14 protein-coding genes and 4 pseudogenes are annotated in these 19,298 nt (G+C 41.6%); 4 read left to right on the forward strand and 14 right to left on the reverse strand.

Annotated elements, in window-relative coordinates; genetic code table 11:
- Positions 1-11 precede the first annotated feature (11 nt).
- Positions 12-1,331, reverse strand: a complete 1,320-nt coding sequence (locus L3D27_RS02720; protein ID WP_432481478.1) for a hypothetical protein — start codon at positions 1,329-1,331, stop codon at positions 12-14.
- An 81-nt stretch (positions 1,332-1,412) separates the two neighbouring features.
- Here L3D27_RS02720 and L3D27_RS02725 point away from each other — a divergent pair, with 81 nt between their 5' ends.
- A complete protein-coding gene (locus tag L3D27_RS02725) occupies positions 1,413-1,556 on the forward strand; it encodes a hypothetical protein (RefSeq protein ID WP_432481479.1) in 144 nt (47 codons plus the stop codon).
- 158 nt (positions 1,557-1,714) lie between these two features.
- Here the strand turns inward: L3D27_RS02725 and L3D27_RS02730 are convergent, their stop codons facing one another.
- From L3D27_RS02730 to L3D27_RS02745, 4 genes and pseudogenes are all read right to left on the reverse strand, one after another.
- On the reverse strand, positions 1,715-2,446 hold the full coding sequence (locus L3D27_RS02730; protein ID WP_432481858.1) for an SGNH hydrolase domain-containing protein: 732 nt from the start codon (positions 2,444-2,446) through the stop codon (positions 1,715-1,717).
- Positions 2,447-2,988: 542 nt separating this feature from the next.
- Positions 2,989-3,174 carry a hypothetical protein gene (locus L3D27_RS02735; RefSeq protein WP_432481480.1) on the reverse strand — a complete coding sequence of 62 codons (186 nt, stop codon included), beginning with the start codon at positions 3,172-3,174 and terminating at the stop codon, positions 2,989-2,991.
- Positions 3,156-3,287 (reverse strand): hypothetical protein, encoded by a 132-nt coding sequence (locus tag L3D27_RS02740; protein ID WP_432481927.1) that lies wholly within the window; start codon positions 3,285-3,287, stop codon positions 3,156-3,158. Before L3D27_RS02740 ends, L3D27_RS02735 begins: the two co-directional genes overlap by 19 nt.
- Positions 3,288-3,361: 74 nt before the next feature.
- Positions 3,362-3,610: pseudogene (locus L3D27_RS02745) on the reverse strand (transposase); the annotation flags it as partial.
- Between the two features lie 382 nt (positions 3,611-3,992).
- On the opposite strand from L3D27_RS02745, the gene cysS reads away from it, so the two are divergent.
- Positions 3,993-5,426 carry a cysteine--tRNA ligase gene (gene cysS, locus L3D27_RS02750; RefSeq protein WP_432481859.1) on the forward strand — a complete coding sequence of 478 codons (1,434 nt, stop codon included), beginning with the start codon at positions 3,993-3,995 and terminating at the stop codon, positions 5,424-5,426.
- Positions 5,427-5,583: 157 nt separating this feature from the next.
- On the opposite strand, the gene L3D27_RS02755 is transcribed toward cysS, so the two are convergent.
- Together L3D27_RS02755 and L3D27_RS02760 are read right to left on the reverse strand one after the other, a co-directional pair.
- The gene (locus tag L3D27_RS02755) at positions 5,584-6,888 is read right to left on the reverse strand and encodes a homoserine dehydrogenase (protein ID WP_432481481.1); all 1,305 of its coding nucleotides are present in this window, start codon (positions 6,886-6,888) and stop codon (positions 5,584-5,586) included.
- A gap of 156 nt (positions 6,889-7,044) precedes the next feature.
- The gene (locus L3D27_RS02760; RefSeq protein ID WP_432481482.1) at positions 7,045-7,854 is read right to left on the reverse strand and encodes a DsbC family protein; all 810 of its coding nucleotides are present in this window, start codon (positions 7,852-7,854) and stop codon (positions 7,045-7,047) included.
- Positions 7,855-8,208: 354 nt separating this feature from the next.
- On the opposite strand from L3D27_RS02760, the gene guaB reads away from it, so the two are divergent.
- Positions 8,209-9,681 carry an IMP dehydrogenase gene (gene guaB, locus L3D27_RS02765; protein WP_432481483.1) on the forward strand — a complete coding sequence of 491 codons (1,473 nt, stop codon included), beginning with the start codon at positions 8,209-8,211 and terminating at the stop codon, positions 9,679-9,681.
- 75 nt (positions 9,682-9,756) lie between these two features.
- Here guaB and L3D27_RS02770 read toward each other — a convergent pair.
- The 4 genes and pseudogenes from L3D27_RS02770 to L3D27_RS02785 all read right to left on the reverse strand — a co-directional run.
- A pseudogene (locus tag L3D27_RS02770) lies at positions 9,757-10,300 on the reverse strand (IS3 family transposase); the annotation flags it as partial.
- Positions 10,301-10,408: 108 nt separating this feature from the next.
- Positions 10,409-10,687 (reverse strand): annotated as a pseudogene (locus L3D27_RS02775) (IS3 family transposase); the annotation flags it as partial.
- A 5-nt stretch (positions 10,688-10,692) separates the two neighbouring features.
- The gene (locus tag L3D27_RS02780; protein ID WP_432481169.1) at positions 10,693-10,884 is read right to left on the reverse strand and encodes a hypothetical protein; all 192 of its coding nucleotides are present in this window, start codon (positions 10,882-10,884) and stop codon (positions 10,693-10,695) included.
- 57 nt (positions 10,885-10,941) lie between these two features.
- Positions 10,942-11,238 carry a helix-turn-helix domain-containing protein gene (locus L3D27_RS02785; RefSeq protein ID WP_432481168.1) on the reverse strand — a complete coding sequence of 99 codons (297 nt, stop codon included), beginning with the start codon at positions 11,236-11,238 and terminating at the stop codon, positions 10,942-10,944.
- Between the two features lie 708 nt (positions 11,239-11,946).
- Between L3D27_RS02785 and L3D27_RS02790 the strand changes: the two are divergent.
- Positions 11,947-12,924, forward strand: a pseudogene (locus L3D27_RS02790) (phage tail tape measure protein); the annotation flags it as partial.
- A gap of 366 nt (positions 12,925-13,290) precedes the next feature.
- Here the strand turns inward: L3D27_RS02790 and L3D27_RS02795 are convergent.
- From L3D27_RS02795 to L3D27_RS02805, 3 genes are all read right to left on the reverse strand, one after another.
- Entirely contained in the window at positions 13,291-14,127 is an 837-nt protein-coding gene (locus L3D27_RS02795) for a tetratricopeptide repeat protein (RefSeq protein ID WP_432481860.1), read from the reverse strand.
- A 284-nt stretch (positions 14,128-14,411) separates the two neighbouring features.
- On the reverse strand, positions 14,412-17,234 hold the full coding sequence (locus tag L3D27_RS02800; protein ID WP_432481484.1) for a lactoferrin/transferrin family TonB-dependent receptor: 2,823 nt from the start codon (positions 17,232-17,234) through the stop codon (positions 14,412-14,414).
- 126 nt (positions 17,235-17,360) lie between these two features.
- Positions 17,361-19,181, reverse strand: coding sequence for a transferrin-binding protein-like solute binding protein (locus L3D27_RS02805; RefSeq protein ID WP_432481485.1), 1,821 nt, complete (start codon positions 19,179-19,181; stop codon positions 17,361-17,363).
- Between the last annotated feature and the right edge of the window lie 117 nt (positions 19,182-19,298).

The following is a 19,298-nucleotide window of genomic DNA, read 5'->3' on the forward strand; positions in this document are numbered from 1 at the left end:
ACTCCACCGCATCATTCTTTTGGATTGTGTTGGATAGGTATAATTGCAATTCTATTTTCCTCTTTAAAAATAAAATCTTGTAGTTTTCCAAGATTAAATAATTCCGTGTGGCCAATTGCTGTAAATTGAATCGCAGATTGTTGTGCCAAATTCAATCCAAGAGAAATTCTATCTTGTATTAAGGTAATCCAACTTGAATGGCGATATTCATTTTTATAAATAATTTCTGAAGCATTAGTATTATAAGGCGGGTCAATATAAATACATTTAACTTGCCCTTGATATTTGGCTTGTAATAAATTGAGGGCTTGGAAATTATCACTATGAATGATAGTACCGCCGATTTGATTGTCCAAATCATCAAAAGTCGCCAATAATTTGGCTTGAAAGGCGTGATTAAACAAAGAAGTATTGATAACTAAATGCACATTTTCACGCTTGATATTCTCTGCACCATATAAGTTTTGCCATTCTTGAATTTGCTTTTCGTTGGCAAAAATTTCATCATAAAACTGACTTGGAATATTATCCAGCGTAATTAAATAATGACAATCGGCAACAAATTTTTTCTTTTCCCAAAGTCGTTTTTGAAAATTTTCCAATTGTGCCAAAAAGGCAATAATATCAAAGGCAATGGCACGCAAAGTTTGAATTAAGTGTAAATTTTGGGCAATATGGTCGGCGGTTTGGGCATTGTCAATATCGTCCAAATTCATCACTTCGTTTTTGATATAAAAATCCAATTCACGCTTTAAAAATCCACCCAAATCTTTATGAATAAAATAATCGGCGGTGTTTTTGGTGGTGTAATCGCTTAAATGTTTTTCTAATAGCGTGCGTTCTTTATTTTTGTCTGTTGGGATTTTTTCTGTCAGTGCCTGCCAGTTTGTTGCCACCGTTTCATTGGCAAAAATGGTTGCCAAATCGTCTGCCAAAATTTTGTTTTGTTTGGCGGATTTGGGAAAGGCTTTGTAATCAAATAAAATGGTTAAAACTTGCCCGTTATCAGACTCGTAAATGGGTAAAATTTCATTGTCATTGTCATCGATTTGGGCATTGGCAAGGGCAAAAAAGCGTTTGGAATCGTTGTCTTTTTGATTGTCTTTGGCGGTATCAGCTTGATTTAATTTAAAAAAGACTTCTCGTCCGTCCGATAATTTAAAGCGGTAATTGGCAAAGTTTTCTCCCGACTTGGTGTAATATTGGTCTTTGTTTGCCCAATGGAGTAATACTTCTTCGCCATTGTAGGGAATGGCGTAGGTGTCGCCTTTGTAACGACGCTGACTGATAAAATCGCCTTCTTCATAATATCGCCCAAAAAAGGTAAGCAAATGGCGATACACGGCATTTTGGACATCTGTGTTGCCACTTAATTCATCGGCAGCTTTTTTAGGCAGGGTGTGATTAAGATAATGGCTAATTATGCTGTTCTCTGCGTGGGCGGTGGCGTGGAAATTAATCCAAGTGATAAGCTAATTTCTGTCCCGCTTGTGGGGGCAGGGGGGGTAAATCCTGCTCATCCTTACCGCACTTTTAGTCGCAGGGTTGGCATTTAGCAGTGAAACCGCTCGGCATGATTTCTTTCTACTTTTTGTTCCTCAAACAAAAAACCGCCAACAAGCGGTCATTTTTTGAAAAAAATTTGCAAATATCGCCCTAGCGAATGGGCGGAAGAAAAGCGTGCCAATTTTAGCACGCTTTTGCTCAAACGACACTACTTACTCAATTTCTCTACCTCATCTGCCATAAGCAAGCGTTCATTTTTATGGAACCGTTCTGCCATATAGAATGAGCCGAAAGAATTTAAGTGATCTTGATCGATATAAAGCGGAATACCATTAATAAAATATTCTTTAGGCAAATATTTTGTTGGATTAACCCATTGAACATTAGGAATATCTTTAATCAAATTAAAGATATGCTGATTGCTTTCTGCTTTATTTCCTAACTCTTCAATCGGTTTTAAAAACCGCTCTAAACCATATTTCTCTAAAAACACAGATCTTAAGGGAGAACGATCTGCCACTTTCACATCAGCGAACACATACACTTTTTTCGTTTTAGCAAAATATGTCACCAAATTTATAAATTTCTGATCAAAATCTTCAATAAAAAATGCTTTTGGTATCATTCTTGGTACAGGGCCATTATTCCGTTTTAAATCATAAAACATAGAAATCATCACAATGGGATAAGGCTCATATTGTGCCAATAAACTTTCACATTCCGGCTGTGCTTTACCCTCTCTAGTCAAAGGCAAATGACATTTAGCAGGTATCTTAATATTCCCTATTGCCCAACCTTCACGATTGCCGATATAGTGAAAGAAAGGATGTAAATGCCCTGCATGTGAGTCGCCAAAAACGGCAATCTTTTTAGCCAGCTTATCATCCGCTGCGACAACATACTCAGGTATTTCTTTAAATGCGTTATTTCTTGTTGTTATTTGTTTTTTTCATTACCAAGTTATAACTGATTAAGCAAACCGAAGGAATGAGATAGATAAGCACAAGTGCTTTTTTGAATGAAAGGGCCGATTTTCGAATCGGTTTCTCCAATAAAAAATAACTTAATAAGGAGCAAATAAAAGTTGCACCAAGAATAATGAGAACAACATTAAAACTTAATTGCTGCTTTGCCGTGATATAATGCACCCAAGCAATAAACAGCCAGTGGAATAAATATAATGAATAAGATAGCTTTCCGATAAACACCATTGGCTGAGAAGAAAAGAGTTTCTTTATCAGACTTTAGCTGTTTTCCATTGAAGAAATTAATATTGCCGTTAAGACACAAGGCAACAATAAACTGCCATTTAGTAATAAAGGCATATTTTTATGGAATAAAAACAAGCAAGCTAATAATGCGAAAAAGGCAATGAAACTCACGCAGTATTGAGACTTTTCCTTCCATTTTATCGGCTTTATAACCGCTAATATAGACCCAACTAATAGCTCCGGAAAGCGTAAGTTTGACGCATAATAGGTGTTATTTAATCCTAATGCCGAATAAATTGAGTCGGGTAATAAATAGGTAAGCGTAAAAAATAAAAACAGGAAAAATCCGTTTAATTCTTCGTGTATAGAAGTGATGGAATGAAAAATCCCCTGCCATTATTTCTGTGGTAATAATTTTAGTGATTAAATAGCCCGAAATCACAAAGAAAATATCCACCCCAATAAAACCGCCCGAAATCCAGCGATCATCAAGATGGTAAAAATAACAGAAAGAACTGCCAATGCTCTTAGTCCATCAATTTCAGGACGATCAGTTATGGTTGGTTTCATAAATCATTGATTTCTCATTTTGGGACTGACATAGATTAGCCCTAAATCCCACACCATTTTCGCAGTGTTTTTAACTACTCTTTTGGTGTTCCAAAGTTAGACCGAAATTCATATTCCTTCAAGAATAAAGGGAGATTTTTTCGGTCAATTCTGCTGTATTTTCGGAGCGTTCGTTTCGCTTGGCTCCAAAAATTTTCTATGCCGTTGATGTGATTGACATTACCAGTAAATTTTGTAAAATGCAATACCCAAAAGTAACCAAACCTACTGATATCTAAAGTATTATATATCTTTTTAATGGCTGTATCAATAATGCTATTCGGTTATACCTTTTCTCAAATAATGTAAATGTAGGTCTTAATTTTAGCATTGAGCATGGTAAGGATAAAGACTGCAATAATTCAATCAACTGATGTTGTTTATAGGTATTTAAATACCTTTTTATGGCTTTCTGGCATAATCTGAGATGGTTGTTTTGTATAATCCTGTATTTTCTCATGAAACCCACAATCAGCACTCATTCATCAAGACATCCGGCAATCTAACAATGCTGATTTTTATAACATATCCATTATCCCTGCGGACATTGTTGTCTTTTTCTTGTCGTGATTCTCTTAAGAGATTTATGGCGAAACGATGGCATTTTTGTGGAATTTTAGGTATGATAATGCGTTTAGTCAGTCATAATACGGATAAGCCATGAGTATGTTCACCAGTCATCAGCACGACCTAGTCATCTATAACACCATGAGTGCAAACAAACAGCCTTTTGTGCCGTTACAAGCAGGCAAGGTGGATATGTATGTTTGTGGCATGACGGTATATGATTATTGCCATATTGGACATGCTCGTGTGATGGTGGCGTTTGATGTGATTTATCGTCATCTATTGGCATTAGGTTATGATGTTTGTTATGTGCGTAATATTACCGATATTGATGACAAAATCATCAATCGTGCCAATGAAAATGGCGAGACGATTGCCGAGCTTACCACAAGATTTATCACTGCCATGCATGCAGACGCTGACGCTTTAGGCTGTCTGCGTCCAAGCATTGAGCCAAAAGCGACCGAGCATATCGGCGAGATGCAACATATTATTGGTACGCTGATGGATAAAAATCACGCCTACACCAAAGGCGGAGATGTGTATTATGCGGTGGATAGCTTTAAAGAATATGGCAAGCTCTCTAAGCGAAATCTTGACGATATGCAAGCAGGTAGCCGTGTTGAGGTGGCAAGCGACAAGAGCAATCCATTTGATTTTGTACTGTGGAAAAAAGCCAAATTAGGCGAGCCAGCATGGGCAAGCCCGTGGGGTGATGGTCGTCCGGGTTGGCATATTGAATGCTCGGCGATGAGTGGGGCTTGCTTGGGAGAGACTTTTGATATTCATGGTGGCGGGCATGATTTGCAGTTTCCGCATCATGAAAATGAGATTGCTCAATCTGAAGCCTGTACAGGCAAGACCTATGCCAACCATTGGCTACATGTAGGGTTTATCAATGTTGATGGCGAAAAGATGAGTAAGTCTTTGGGGAATTTTTCAACCATCAAAGAGGTGCTTGCTAAGTTTCATGGCGAGACCATCAGATTTTTTATCCTATCGAGCCACTATCGTAGTCAGGTGAACTTCTCTGATGTTGCTTTAAATGAGAGTCATACCGCCATCAGTCGTTTATATCATGCTCTAAAATCAGCCGAGAGTGTAGGTAAGGTTGTGGTTGATGATGCCATCGTTTTGCAGGATTTTGCTAAAGGTTTTGTCAAGGATTTTATCTTGGCGATGAATGATGATTTTAATACACCAAAAGCAGTGAGCGTGCTGTTCTTGGTGGCAGGCGAGATTAACAAGGCGATGAAAGCAGGTGATGAACAAAGTGCCTTACAATATGGCTTGCTATTAAAAACCTTAGCGAGCAATCTTGGGTTATTGACTGCGTCTGCCAGCAAGTTTTTGCAAGCCAGTGTAGATGATGATGGATTGTCTGCTGATGTGATTGAAGCACTCATCAAGCAGCGAGCAGAAGCGAAGGCAAGCAAGGATTTTGCTCGTGCTGACCAGATTCGCCAACAATTAAAAGAGCAGGGCGTGGAGCTTGAAGATGGCCGTGCAGGGACGACTTGGAGACGAGCTTGACGGATATTGATGTAGCTAAGCCCACATCGGTTGGTTTTTAAATAGAAAAAGAGCACCACTCATTGATGCTCTTTTTCTATTTCAAGTTTTGTTTCAGATTTTTTTAAATGCGATGGTACAAGACCGCATTTGATGGTCATGAATAACTTGCCAATAATCACTCATCTAAACTTTCTAGGCGAATACGAACGACAGGTTCGGTAACGGCAGATAGTTTTTCTATTTGTTTAATGGCTTGATTCATTTGTTTTTCTAGGACGGGTAGTGTCAAGATAATGATTGGCACAAGTCCTGATTTATGGGCATCTCTTTGCAAGATGGCGTCAATATTAATGCCGTTATCACTTAGAATGCGAGTGGTGTCAGCCAGTACACCCAGTTCATCTTTGACAGTCAGTCGCAGATAATAACCGCAGGTCATCTCATCACTAGATAAAATGCGAGTATCTGATAGCTCTTCTGGCACGAACGCAAGATGGGGAACATCGCTTGGTGTGGCGGCAGTGATGACATAAATCAAATCCATCACATCTGCCATGACTGCCGATGCGGTTGCACCAGCACCAGCACCATCGCCATAGTACAGCGATTGACCCAGTGGATGGGCATCAACCATCACCGCATTTTTTACGCCATGCACATTGGCAAGTAGGGTGGTGTTTGGGATTAGCGTTGGGTGAACACGCAGTTCAAAGCCATTTTCACGGCGAATGGCAAAGCCTAGATGTTTAATGTTGTAGCCCAGTTCTTTGGCATAGACCACATCTTGTAGGCTGACTTTGGTGATGCCTTCGCAATATACTTTGTCAAACTGAATGGGAATACCAAAGGCAATAGATGCTAGTAGTGATAGTTTGTGGGCAGCATCAATGCCTTCAACATCAAAAGTAGGGTCAGCTTCAGCATAGCCTAGCACTTGAGCTTCGGCAAGCACATCACCAAATTTGCGATTCTTGGTCTGCATTTCAGTCATGATGAAGTTGCCTGTACCATTGATGATACCAGCCAACCAGTCTATTTTGTTGGCGGCTAGGGCTTCACGAATGATTTTGATGATCGGAATGCCACCTGCTACCGCTGCTTCATAACGCACTTGTACGCCATATTCATCAGCAAGTGCAAAAATTTCGTTGCCATATTTTGCCAGTAGAGCCTTATTGGCGGTAACAACATGTTTTTTATGGCGAATGGCGTGCATGATGACATCTTTGGCGATATCAGTACCACCGATGACCTCAATGACGATGTCCACATCATCAGCTTGGGCAATGGTCATCAGGTCAGCATTCTGTTGAATGCTAGGGTCAATATCATCACGGTGGCGGCGTGTGCCAACATGGGTGATATTGATGACATGACCACTGCGACGAGCCAACTCATCGGTATTGTCTTTTAGTAGATTGACCACGCCAGTACCGACAGTACCTAAGCCTAATACGGCAAGATTAATGGTTTTGTTCACAAGACGCTCTCAGATTCTGTCTATTTTAATAAAAGATGGGTGCTTAACTTATCATAACTTTGACAAACTTGCTAGATGCTTCACAAAATTTTTTATCTTCTGTTTTGTGTTCTCTTGTGTTTTAGCAAGTCTCCTAAATCACTAAGTATTTCACCATCAATCTTTATATTCAATCGCAAGTTTGGCAAGCTCTTTAGCGGGTAAATAACCACCAATTTGTCGCCCTGATTCGGTAAAGACGGCAGGCGTACCGCTGACACCGATTTGATGACCAAGCTCTATATGACTTCTGACAGGGTTGTCGCAGGCGGGTGCGGTGATATTTTCGCCTTCTTTAGCTCGTGTTAAAGCGTCTTGACGATTGCTACTACACCAGATGGCCTCGGTGAGTTCGATAAATCTATCGTTTCTAGGCCAAGCCAAATAACGCACCTCGATACCTTGGGCGTTAATGTCATCAATTTCGCTGTGTAGCTTTTGACAATAATGGCAAGTTGGATCAAAAAAAACATAAATGGCCGCTTTGGTCTCATTTGTGGCAGGGAAGGTGATCATCTCAGTCGGATCTACTTTGGTGAGTTTTTCTTTGGTGAGTGTGGACTGAAGGGCGGCAGTAATGTCAACTGGTCTTTCGCCACCAATATTGGCAATTTGCCCTTGGATTAGATGTTCGCCTTTGGCATCTGAAAACATGGGCGGTGCTTCATCAAAACTTACCCAATAGATACCGTCCATTGAAGTGGGTGTGGCAGACTTTACGGTCAGCTCAACGCCTGATTTTTTTAAATTTGCTTGCAACGCCGACACCAATGGGTCATTGGAGTTGCCTTGCGGTGTGGTCTGTTTATTGGCTGATTGACTGGTGCTTGTTGTTGAGACCTGAGCGTTAGAATTTTCGCTACATGCACTCAAAACAAGTGCCAAAGATAAAGATGATGTGGTGATGATGGTACGCAGCTTTATCATTGTGTTATTTTCCATTAAGGTTGTGGTAAAAAGTTTCAGGGATTATCGGTGATTGGCTGGGATTACTTAATAATCTTTATGGCTATTGATTCATAAAAATTAATAGTAATGCGGTGTGTATTTTAGTTAAAATTTATTAATTATGCCAAAATTTTTCTATAAATACCAGTGGTATGTTAGGGATTTTTGCTAAAGAAGTGTTGGATATATGTTAAAAATATCAAAAATCATTTGCTTTGTTGTCGTAATTTTTGATAGAATACATCGTTATTTTACAACCTGCATAACCTGCCTTTTGATGACTGTTTAGTTCTTCTGTCATTACAAGCAGGTAAGCTCTAAAGGAAATAACCTATGCTACGCATTGCCTACGATGCACTCACTTTTGATGATGTGCTACTATTGCCTTCCTATTCAGAAGTCCTACCTAAAGAAACCACCCTAACCACTCGCTTAACCACCGATATCAACCTTAATCTGCCAATCATCTCTGCTGCCATGGATACTGTAACAGAATCTAAGATGGCGATTGCAATGGCACAGCTTGGTGGACTAGGTATCATACATAAGAACATGAGCATTGAGCATCAAGCCAGTCGTGTTCGCCATGTCAAAAAATTTGAGGCAGGTACGGTTGCTGATCCTGTAACGGTTTATCCGGAGGTAACCGTAGGTGAGCTACTTCGTATTACTCGTGAGCATAAAATCAGTGGCGTTCCTGTGGTTGAGCGTGGCACAGATAAGGTTGTAGGTATCGTTACTCATCGTGATTTACGCTTTGAGACCAATTTGGCACAGCCTGTGGCGAATGTCATGACTCCAAAAGAAAAGTTGGTTACGGTCAAAGAGGGTACGCCACAAGAGACTATTAAGGCACTGCTACATGAGCACCGCATTGAAAAAGTGGTGGTGATTGATGATGATTTTAGACTAAAAGGCTTGATTACAGTCAATGACTTTACTAAAGCTGAAAATAACCCAAATGCCTGCAAAGACGAAAAAGGTCGTCTGCGTGTGGGTGCGGCTGTCGGCACAGGTTTGGATACAGAAGCTCGTGTTGAAGCACTGGTTGCGGCAAATGTCGATGCGATTATCGTAGATACTGCACATGGGCATTCAAAAGGCGTAATTGATCGTGTGGCGTGGATTAAAAAGAATTATCCAAATATTCAGGTAATCGGTGGCAATATTGCCACAGGTGATGCGGCATTGGCACTCATGGATGCGGGGGCAAATGCTGTTAAAGTTGGGATTGGTCCAGGTTCTATCTGTACCACTCGTATCATTGCAGGTATTGGCGTGCCACAGATTAGTGCCATTGATAATGTTGCAACAGCACTGCAAGATCGCATTCCGCTCATCGCTGATGGTGGTATCCGCTTCTCTGGCGATATGGCAAAAGCGATAGCTGCAGGGGCGTCGTGCATCATGGTGGGCAGTCTTTTGGCGGGTACAGAAGAAGCTCCAGGTGAGGTAGAATTATTCCAAGGTCGCTACTACAAAGCATATCGTGGCATGGGTTCGCTAGGGGCAATGAGTGGGCAAAATGGCTCATCTGACCGCTACTTCCAAGATGCCAAAGAAGGTGTGGATAAACTTGTTCCAGAGGGGATTGAGGGTCGTGTGCCTTATAAAGGTCCTGTAACAGGCATCATCAATCAGCTGACTGGCGGTTTGAGATCATCAATGGGATATACAGGCTGTCGCACTATTAAAGAGATGCGTAAGAATACGACTTTTGTAAAGGTAACATCAGCAGGCATGAAAGAATCTCATGTCCATGATGTGCAGATTACCAAAGAAGCACCAAACTATCGCCAAAACTAACCCAACAAAAAAACACCCCATTTTTGAACCAACCCCCAAATCTTAAACACAGGATTAAAGGCTAGGTTGATAAAACTAAGTGGTTTCGCTAAGGACTAAGTTTTTGTACTTTACAGGACTTAGTCCTTTTAGCTTGCTCTTTATTCTATCATGATTGTAGTGGTGTATGTACTCATCAATGGTGATTTTAAGTTCATCAAGACTTGTAAACTTAGTTTGTTCATAAAAGACTTCCTGTTTTAGTGTGCCAAAAAAAACTTTCTATCACTGCATTATCAAGACAGTTGCCTTTTCTTGACATACTTTGGATGATACCATTGTTCTTTAAGGTTTGTTGATAATCAAACATCTGATAATGCCAACCTCTATCAGAATGGATAATAAGTTTATCATCTTTACCAAGCCTACAAAGTGCGTTACTTATCATCTCTTGTACCAACTCATAAGTGGGTCGTTCTTTGATGGTGTAGCTGATGATCTCCCCATTAAACAAGTCTATAACGGGGGATAGGTAGAGTTTGTGGTAAGTTTTGTTGTTACTTTTACCACTGCTATTGGCATTATCATCACCTCTGCTTGATGCAACTTCAACCTTCAACTCTGTGATGTCGGTTGCCCACTTTTGATTAGGCTTTGTGGCTTGAAAGTCTCTTTGTAGCACATTGTCTTTTATCTTGTCTTGTTGTTCACCTTGATAAGATGAATAAGGTTTGTGTCTTTTTTGTCTGATTTTAGCTTTTAAACCCATGACTTGCATTAAGCGTTGTACCTTTTTGTGGTTGATGACAATACCTTGACTGGCAAGTTGGTTGTTCAGTTCTGCATAAATCCTACGATAGCCATATCTGCCTTTATGGGTATCGTAGATGTGCTTGATGTACTCTTTTAAGGATAAATCTTTGTCAGGCTTTTTGTTTTGATGAATGTGGTAATAAAACACACTTCTTGGCAAGTTAGCAATACCAAGTAAGGTGTTTAGGGCATGCTTATGCCTTAATTCTTGCACGATGGTTATTTGTTCTTTGTTTGTTGTTTCTGACGAATTAAGGCATCTAGCTTTGTTAGGTAGTCGTTTTTTGCTCTAAGGTAAGCCAGTTCAGCTAATAAGTCATCAACGCTTTTTTCATTGTCTGGTTTGGTTTGCCAATGGGATTTTGGTTTGCTTACTTGGTTTTTGTTGGTGCTGTGGCTTGAATTAGACATTATTTTTCTGCCTTTGGGTTTTGGGGCATTCCCCATTATACCAAAGGACTGATAAGACTAAAACCAATTGAGTAAAAGTGCGTGATTGCTAATGTTAAGCTCTATTGCCAATTGATGAGAGGGTTTACCAGCCATCATTTCTAAAACAGCGTTGTGTTTAAAATCTGTATCATAGACAGCTTTGGTATTGCGTCTTTTAATACCATCAATGCCATGTGCTTGGTAGAGTTTGACCCATTGTTTAACAATGCTGTCTGTGGGTAGGTTAAACTGTTTATCAGTTTGTTTGTAGCTGTGTCTGCCCTGATAATATGCTATTGCAGACAACTTAAAGTTGGTTGTGTATTTTGCCATAGAAAAGCACCCCAAAGGTTAGAGTGTCTAACTTTTGGGGTGCGGTTCATCGTTGGGTGATTTTTTTATTAATAAAGCAGATACAACTGACTTTATAATAATAAATGGCGCACCTAGCGGGCATCACACAAAAAACATAAGTTATTGATATTTAAATAATTATTTTATATTAAATTTCAGTTATACCAGTAAATATACCAGTTTTTTTCAAAGTAACCCCCTGTTTTTGCCATTTTTACCCCATTTTTACCACATCATGCAGGCGTGCGAAAATTGGCGAAAATAGGGGCGGTTTTATGTAATTTTATGTAACTTTGTTACAGCCCCCACTTTCTCCGTCTTTTCGGAAGTTTTTTTCAAAACAGAATTTTTTTATACACGAATAGGGGCGTGGTGTCCGCTGGTGGGTGTTTGGCATTTTTTGCACACCCCCCGACTGGTGTTGGTGGTGGATATACCCCCTATGGAATTTTGCCCACACGGAAAAAGTATTAGGGTGGCGGTCTTTAAAGGTAAGGGCTTTTCACTTTAAACCTACCCCATCACATACCAGCCAGCACGGTCGCACGGTTCACGCCTGCTGTTCGGTGCTGGGGCGGTCGGTTCGGTCGGTGCTGGTGCTTATCTTTGTTGCTGGCTATATCTAGGCGGTGGGACTGGTGTTTGCGTGCTTGTTTTTATTATCAACATATTCACACCTTTTTAATGATGAATTTAAAAATACACCCTATCATTGCCAAAAAGCAATTTCAAGAACTGTCTGACGAAATTCTACACCTATCTACCATTCGCCCAATGTCTGCCACCGACATTGCCAACATTGTGGCATTGGGTGGTCAATCAGGCATTGCCAAAGAGCAGTTAATGCAATTTGCTGACAGTGCAGTCAAAATGGGCGTGGCGTTTGACATTTCCGCCCAGCAAGCAGGTCAATCAATGGCGGAACTTCGCTCCGCTTTCCAGTTAGACCAAAAAGGTGTGGAAACCCTTGCTGACAAAATCAATTATCTTGGCAATACCACCCCTGCTGCTGCCAAAAGCATTATGGAAATCGTTCAGCGAGTGGGGGCGTTTGGCGAGGTTGTTGGTTCATCAGCAGGGGCGATTGCCGCTGTTGGTGCAACCATTCGTGGCATGGGGGTGGCTGATGAAGTTGCTGCTACTGGCATCAAAAATATGTTTTTGGCACTTAGTAAGGGTGAGAATACAACCAAAGGACAAAAGGAGGCATGGAAAAAACTTGGTCTTGACCATGAGTAAATCGCCAAAGATATGCAGACCAATGCTGAGGAGACAACGCTCAAAGTATTGGAATCTATCTCAAAACTTGAAAAGCATAAACAGGGGCAAGTCCTTGAGTCGTTATTTGGTAGTGAGTCTTTACTGGCTATCGCCCCTTTGCTATCGCAACTTGATACACTCAAAGGCAATCTAGGCAAAGTTAGCGACAGTATGCAATACGCAGGCTCGATGAATAAAGAATACGAAGCACGAGCCCAAACCACTGCTAATAATTTGCAGACGCTCAAAGGTCATATGACCGCTCTGGGGATTACCATTGGCTCAGTGGTGTTGCCTGCGTTAAATGGATTGATTGATGATTTAAAGCCTGCTATTGAAACAGTTATCGACTTTGCTAAAGCCAATCCTGAACTTGTTGCCACGCTATTTAAGGTGGTGGCTGCTCTTTTTGCCTTTAAAGCAGGCTCATTGGCGGTTCGATTTGGTTTTAATCTGTTATTTGGTGGTCTTTTATCTGGGTATGGGGTAGTAGCTCGTTTTATAGGTGCTTTTAGGCTGGTTAATGCGTCCATTCGTCTTTTCCAGATGGGTAGGAGCTGTCTCCGCTTTGAGATTGTTTGGGTTGTCTGCTCATCAATTCGCCCTGCCATTAGTCTGTTTACAGGTGGGTTTAAATTGATTCGTTCAGGGGCGACTGGCTTTGTGTCTGTACTGGGCAAAATCATGACTTTTGCAAGGCTATTTGGTTCATCGCTTGTCAGTGTAGGCATAAAAGTCGGTCAAGCCTTTATGATGATTGGACGAGTGGCTTTAATAGTAGGTCGCATGATGATGGCTAACCCCATTCTTTTGGTAGCGATGGCAATCGCTGGTGTGGCGTATCTGATTTACAAGAATTGGGATACTATTAAGCCAATGCTTGTGGCATTCTGGACGAGCATCACACAGGCGGCAAGTGCTGCTTGGCAATGGCTTGTCGGTATTTGGAATGGCTTTACCACTTGGTTTAGCAGCTTGTGGAATGGTATCACAGCTTGGGTAAGTGGTGTTTGGACAGGTATCATAAATGGTGCAACAGCCGCTTGGCAATGGCTGGTTGGTATTTGGAGCGACTTTACCGCTTGGTTTGGTAATCTTTGGACGGGCATTACTGCCTGGGCAGGCAACGCTTGGACAGCGATAACAACAGGGGCAAGTGTTGCTTGGGGCTGGCTTGTTGGTATTTTTATCGACAATAGCACTACCGCCAATATGAATATTCGTCTTGGTCAGCTTATCAATCGCTTTGGCATAAGGAGCCATCTGCTCAGCCAATACAGGATCAGCTGCAATGATGGTGTATGCCTCCTTGTATTGACGATGGGCAATTAGGCTTTGGGCTAGGTGTGCTTTAAACAGCTGATTATCTGGATAATCTTTAACCAGATTTTGATATAAGGTAATAGCGGTGCGGTGATCTTGATGCTTCGTGGCAATGGTCGCTTTCGCCCAAGTAACCATCGGTGTCTCTATCAATGCTTGTGGCTGTGCCTCATAAATGGGCAATAAGATCTCTACACCATCACTCTGATGATACACCAATGCCGATAACATTGCCCTTGCTAACAGCTCTGGCTGTGCCAACAGCATCTCATCATCCACCGTCATTGTCTCTGTCTGCTTGATATCGATGGGTAATTGCGTTTTGGTAGGCTCAGGGATTTTAAAAGGCTGATCAACAGATTACAATCGTCTGTCATCTTAGCTTTGTTCATCGATCCGATTGGCATGAGCCTGCATGAATGGCAAAAGCACAGCACCAATGAGCAGCGACACGGACATATTTTTTATAATACATTGATACATGGTAATTTCTCATAACTCTGTCAAATCGCCAAAAAATAAGGCTCAACCCAATCATGTGATGGATTAAGCCTACATTCTAACGACACCTAAAACTTCATCTCCAACGCCAGCGTATAATTTCGCCCTGGGGCAGCGTAGCGAGCATGACTTGTACCGACATCTTGATTGACAGCATTGATGGATGATTGACGCACACTCTCCCAAGTACTGTATTTATAGTTCATCAGATTATACACGCCTGCTCTTAGTGTGATGTTGTCATGAGGCATATAATAGCCAGTTAAATCGTGTATGTACCAACTGCGACTACGCTTACTGGGTACAGCGATGGCAATCTCATGACCATAGTAGGCACTGCCGGTTAATTCATCAGGATTTTTGGCTTTAGAATAGGTCAAGCTGTGATTAAATCCCCATTTGCCACTGGGTGCATCATAGCCGATACCTGCGACCACACGAGATGGCTGAATGGCATCTAAAATCGGGTCAGTGGTCATGGTATAGCCATCGTAGATATGTCGGTCTTTGACCTTGACACGATTATACGCCAGATTAGAATACAGACCGTCTGGCAGTTTGTCATAGACTCCATACCAGTCTATTTTACCCAAAACATTGATGCCCTCTAAAGTGATGTTTTGGATATTATAATAATCGCTCAAGGTGTACTGACCTCGTCTGTTGCCTTTGGCGATAAGGTCTTTGTAGTGATTGCGAAAATAGCTCGTCTCAATCGTACCAAATCGCCCTTGTAAGCCAACACCAAACTCATGGTTGGTGGATTTTTCTGGACGTGGGGCGATGCGATTTTTATAATCTTTGTCAGCAATGTCATTATCTTTGCCTGATGCACCCACCCGAATGCCATACATCTCATAAAAGGCAGGCACTCTAAAGCCGTTAGAATAACGATAAGACAGTGCCAAATAGTCTTTGGGGTGTACTGTAAGCCCTGCATTGTATGACCAATTTTTATAATTATCCACCGCCGTCCAGTCATCATCAGTACTAAAGCGGTGATTATCATAACGCACCCCAAGCCCCAAATCCACCTTATCACCCAGTGCAATGTGGTCTCTTAGTGCCATAAAACTGTGCTTGCCTGTGATGATTCTTGGTTCACAGTTATTATTGTCAGTACTTTCGTTGTTGCAAGTAATGGCTGATTGTAAGGTTACAGGCACTCGTTTATAAATGCGAGGTTTGTCATAACTGCCATTATGACCCTGCTTATATTCATTATTATAACCGCCAGATGCATAGCTGTATGCTAGAGCACCACGCTCTAGTGTGGATTTGACATCGCCTATCCCAATCAGTGTCTGAAAGCGATGTTTGGATTTGCCAAGTTCAAAGTTCTTTTGTAAATTAAGCTGAGCTAATTTGAGTTTTTCTTCGTATTGATTAAATTCACGTCCAGACCATGACCATGGCTTATCCACACTTGCCTGACAGCGACTCATATTGGGATAATCACTGCAACGCTGTAAATACACCGTGCTATCCACGCCGATGGTTTGATGGTCTAGACTAAGCAATGCTTTATCAATCAGTCCTGTTTGAGAGGGACTCTTAAATTCATACGACACACCAAAGCGCTTTTTTTGGTGTTCTTCATCAAAAAATCGAGTGCGACTGTATCTAGCACCATATCTACCACTTTCTCCTTTATTAAATACAAGTCCTGACAGTGGATTGTCCGCCACATCAACGATACCAGAATTGCCCACCGCAAGACCCGTCTCAGCATTGATACTGCCTTGAGTTAAATCTACGCCTTTAGGGATGTCTGCTTTGGTGTAATAAGCAGGTAGGGTCATGTCCTGAATATTATAGTGCTGTTTGGTATGCTCTATGACCATGCCCAAACGATGGATATCACTCACATCATAACCTGCCTTATAGAAAATGGATTGGCTTTTATAATCCATCGGATTGGCGTGCACTCTGTCGATGCCTGTATAGTCTTTGGTGCTGGCGGTGCGTGTTGGATAGCGGATTTTGTCTGCCTGTTCCCGCTCTTTACTGCTTAAGGCAGGCGAGGTACGAATGGGCAAGACATCGCTGTTAATACTAGCAAATGGCAAAGGTGTGCAGTCCAGTGTTGGACAATCATCTTTGACTAAATAATAACTTCTGCCATAAGTGTCAGGCTTACGCAAGTCATAACGATCAAAGTAGCCTTCTAGTGGCTGATAGCTGTGTAAATACTCATCAATGGCTTTATGACTTTTGATCTCTTTACCCTCTTTGTGGGTATAGATAAGCAGGTTATCAAATTTGCCCATCTTAAATGCCCCAGCCACTGACTGTATCCATTGGTCGTTTTTACTGCTGTAGGCAGTTTTAGTGTCCAATCCCCAACTCTGACCTTCCTTGATGACATCAGATGAATCTTTGGTGGTCAGCCCCACTGCACCGCCCAATGCACCACTGCCATACTCTGCTGAGCTTGAGCCTTTGCTAAGCTCAATACTTTTGATGTTCTCGTATTCCACCTCATTGATTGCCCCAGAGCCAGCCTGTGTTTGGATTGAGCGATAGGATTGGGCTTGAGACAAACCATCAACCACGATGGCAACACGATTTTTATCCACGCCACGCATGGCATAACCTGAGGTTGCTCCTCGCCCTTGCTCAACCACGCTGATACCTGGGTCATAGCGTGTCAAATCACGAATGCCAAGAACCATCTCTCTATTGATGTCTTCAGTGCGCTTGACGACTTTGCCAAGCCCTGTAATTTCGTTGGTTTTACGGGTTGCTTGACGCTTAATTACCGCATTTAGTGCCTCAAGCTCAACACTTGGGTCATCGTTTTCATCAGCAAAGGCGGGCGTACCACACATCGCCATACTGACCGCTAAAAATAGCAGGCGGTATCTTACTTTTAACTCATTATGATTCATCGTGATTTTTCCATAAACTTGACAAAAAGCCACCCTAAGACACCCAGATGGCGACTTTTTGCTTAAAATTTGGGATTTGTCTTATCTGTCTTTTTGCTTGATTTGGGCTAAACAAATCATCTTAGATTAGGGTGTTTGGGTTTGGCGCTTAGCCCCAAAGACTACACCGATTTTATCCTCGCCTGCCTTATCATGGTGTATAACTCCGCCAAGCTCGCTGGCATCAGCACCATAAAACCCTCCATAAAAATTAGCATTGATATGGGCAATGGCAGAGGCACCCGTACTACTTGGGTCAAGATTAAAGCCACCCTCACGAGTTGTGGCTTTACCACTAAATCCATTAGCATTAATGACCCCGTTTAAGTTTAGGATTGGCAATTCCTCCACACCATTATCGCCGATAAGTTTACCCAAAAATTCCTTTGTGCCAAAATCTACATCAAATCGGCTACGAGCACCCAATGGCTCACCTGAAGCAGACACCGACCATTTGCGACCATCTTTACTGACGATATCGCCCTCCCAAGTACCCCGATAGTGTGCTTTTCCTGCTTGGGGAATTTTGTCAATATCAGTACGCTCACCCACCAAAAATAGCTTGCCATCTTTAATGGTGATGACACCATTATCATCATTGATTGCACCATAAGAACCGAATTTGACATAGTCTAGGTTATTACAGCAGACCGTTACTGACAGCTTTTTGCCGTCATGCTCCACTTGCCTTGTATGAACAAAATCCATGTCAGCAAAGCTCTTAACATTATCTGGTAAGAGTGGCAGACGCTTGCCGTTAATCACAAGATGACTGACTTGACCAAAAGTATCCATCCTGGATTTTTGTACAGTGTCGCTGTCAATCACTGTCGCATCAAATCGGGTTTGTAGTTTGGCATCGTCCAACGCTTCACGCTTTGCCCCAAACACCCCAAACAGCGACTTATCCTCTGCCAAAAATTTACCTGCCATTTCTTCGGCTTTTTCTCCAAAAAATCCACCCTCCATCACACCATCTTTACCAAAAATACCATGAGTTTTATCTTGAGCAATGGCAGTGCCCACAAAACGATTGCCACTTAATTTGCCGTCTATATGATAGCGGTGGGCATCTACCTGCTCTCCTGCTTTGCTTTCGGTAGCGACATAGCCATGACTGTATAAATCGCCTGTGAGCGTCTTATTTGTAAAGTCTACCTCAAAGCGACTTCCATGAGCAATCTTGGCATTTTTGATGTTGTTATTGACATAAGCATCAAGCGGTGTTGCACCTGACATATTGGCAGGTGATGACTGATTATCCCGTGTAAAGCCACTTGGGGGCTGGGTGCGAGTTTTATCAGTATCTGAAGTAAAGTCCCATGTGCCAGTATAGATGACCTTTTGGGTTGGTAAGATGGTGGATGGTATGACGCCTTGATAAAATACATAACCACGAGAGCCCGAATACATCTGACGCTTGCCATCTGCTTCTGTTACAAAGCTCACCCCCGCCTCAGCATCAATGATATAACCTGAGCGTACATATTGCATATCACGAGTGCGTGATAATGTCCCTTTGTCATGAGAATAGACAACCTCACCACTTGCCCTAGGTTGCTTGTTTAAGATGTCTTCATAATATTTGGGCAAATCCTCAAGCGTATGATTGATGGCTTGGACTTCACCGATTTGAACACCATCTGTTCTGTTGCCTCGTCTGGGTATTTCGCTGATAAAGCCGAGTGCTGGCTCCTCACTACTTATATCCAATGTGCGTCTTTCACCTTTTTCATCTTGATAAGTCGGTTCTTTGGGAGTATTGGAGTTGCCAGTGTTCTGGCTGGCTCCTTGCGTGTTTAAACTACTGACATTATCTAGGTCAAAGCTGCCTTTTCCGCTAGCACAAGCAGTCAATAATAAGCCACCAACGATAATGGCAAGTGGTTTTTTTGTGTAAAATTTCATACAATATCCATAATGATTTGCAATATTAAAATAAAAATCAGTATCATTTGAGAAATATTGATAATTATAAATAACATCTAATATGATGTCAATATAAAAGAAATATTATTTTATTTC

Origin of the sequence: Moraxella sp. ZY200743 (genome assembly GCF_050885545.1) — a bacterium.
In the GTDB taxonomy this organism is placed as follows: domain Bacteria; phylum Pseudomonadota; class Gammaproteobacteria; order Pseudomonadales; family Moraxellaceae; genus Moraxella; species Moraxella haemolytica.

Excerpts from the sequence above, each read along its gene's own strand:
- L3D27_RS02800 (WP_432481484.1), bottom strand. The coding sequence starts at position 17,234 with ATGAATCATAATGAGTTAAAAGTAAGATACCGCCTGCTATTTTTAGCG.
- L3D27_RS02780 (WP_432481169.1), bottom strand. The coding sequence starts at position 10,884 with ATGTCTAATTCAAGCCACAGCACCAACAAAAACCAAGTAAGCAAACCA.
- L3D27_RS02795 (WP_432481860.1), bottom strand. The coding sequence starts at position 14,127 with ATGACGGTGGATGATGAGATGCTGTTGGCACAGCCAGAGCTGTTAGCA.
- guaB (WP_432481483.1), top strand. The coding sequence starts at position 8,209 with ATGCTACGCATTGCCTACGATGCACTCACTTTTGATGATGTGCTACTA.
- cysS (WP_432481859.1), top strand. The coding sequence starts at position 3,993 with ATGTTCACCAGTCATCAGCACGACCTAGTCATCTATAACACCATGAGT.
- L3D27_RS02805 (WP_432481485.1), bottom strand. The coding sequence starts at position 19,181 with ATGAAATTTTACACAAAAAAACCACTTGCCATTATCGTTGGTGGCTTA.
- L3D27_RS02785 (WP_432481168.1), bottom strand. The coding sequence starts at position 11,238 with ATGGCAAAATACACAACCAACTTTAAGTTGTCTGCAATAGCATATTAT.
- L3D27_RS02740 (WP_432481927.1), bottom strand. The coding sequence starts at position 3,287 with ATGAAACCAACCATAACTGATCGTCCTGAAATTGATGGACTAAGAGCA.
- L3D27_RS02725 (WP_432481479.1), top strand. The coding sequence starts at position 1,413 with ATGGCTAATTATGCTGTTCTCTGCGTGGGCGGTGGCGTGGAAATTAAT.
- L3D27_RS02760 (WP_432481482.1), bottom strand. The coding sequence starts at position 7,854 with ATGATAAAGCTGCGTACCATCATCACCACATCATCTTTATCTTTGGCA.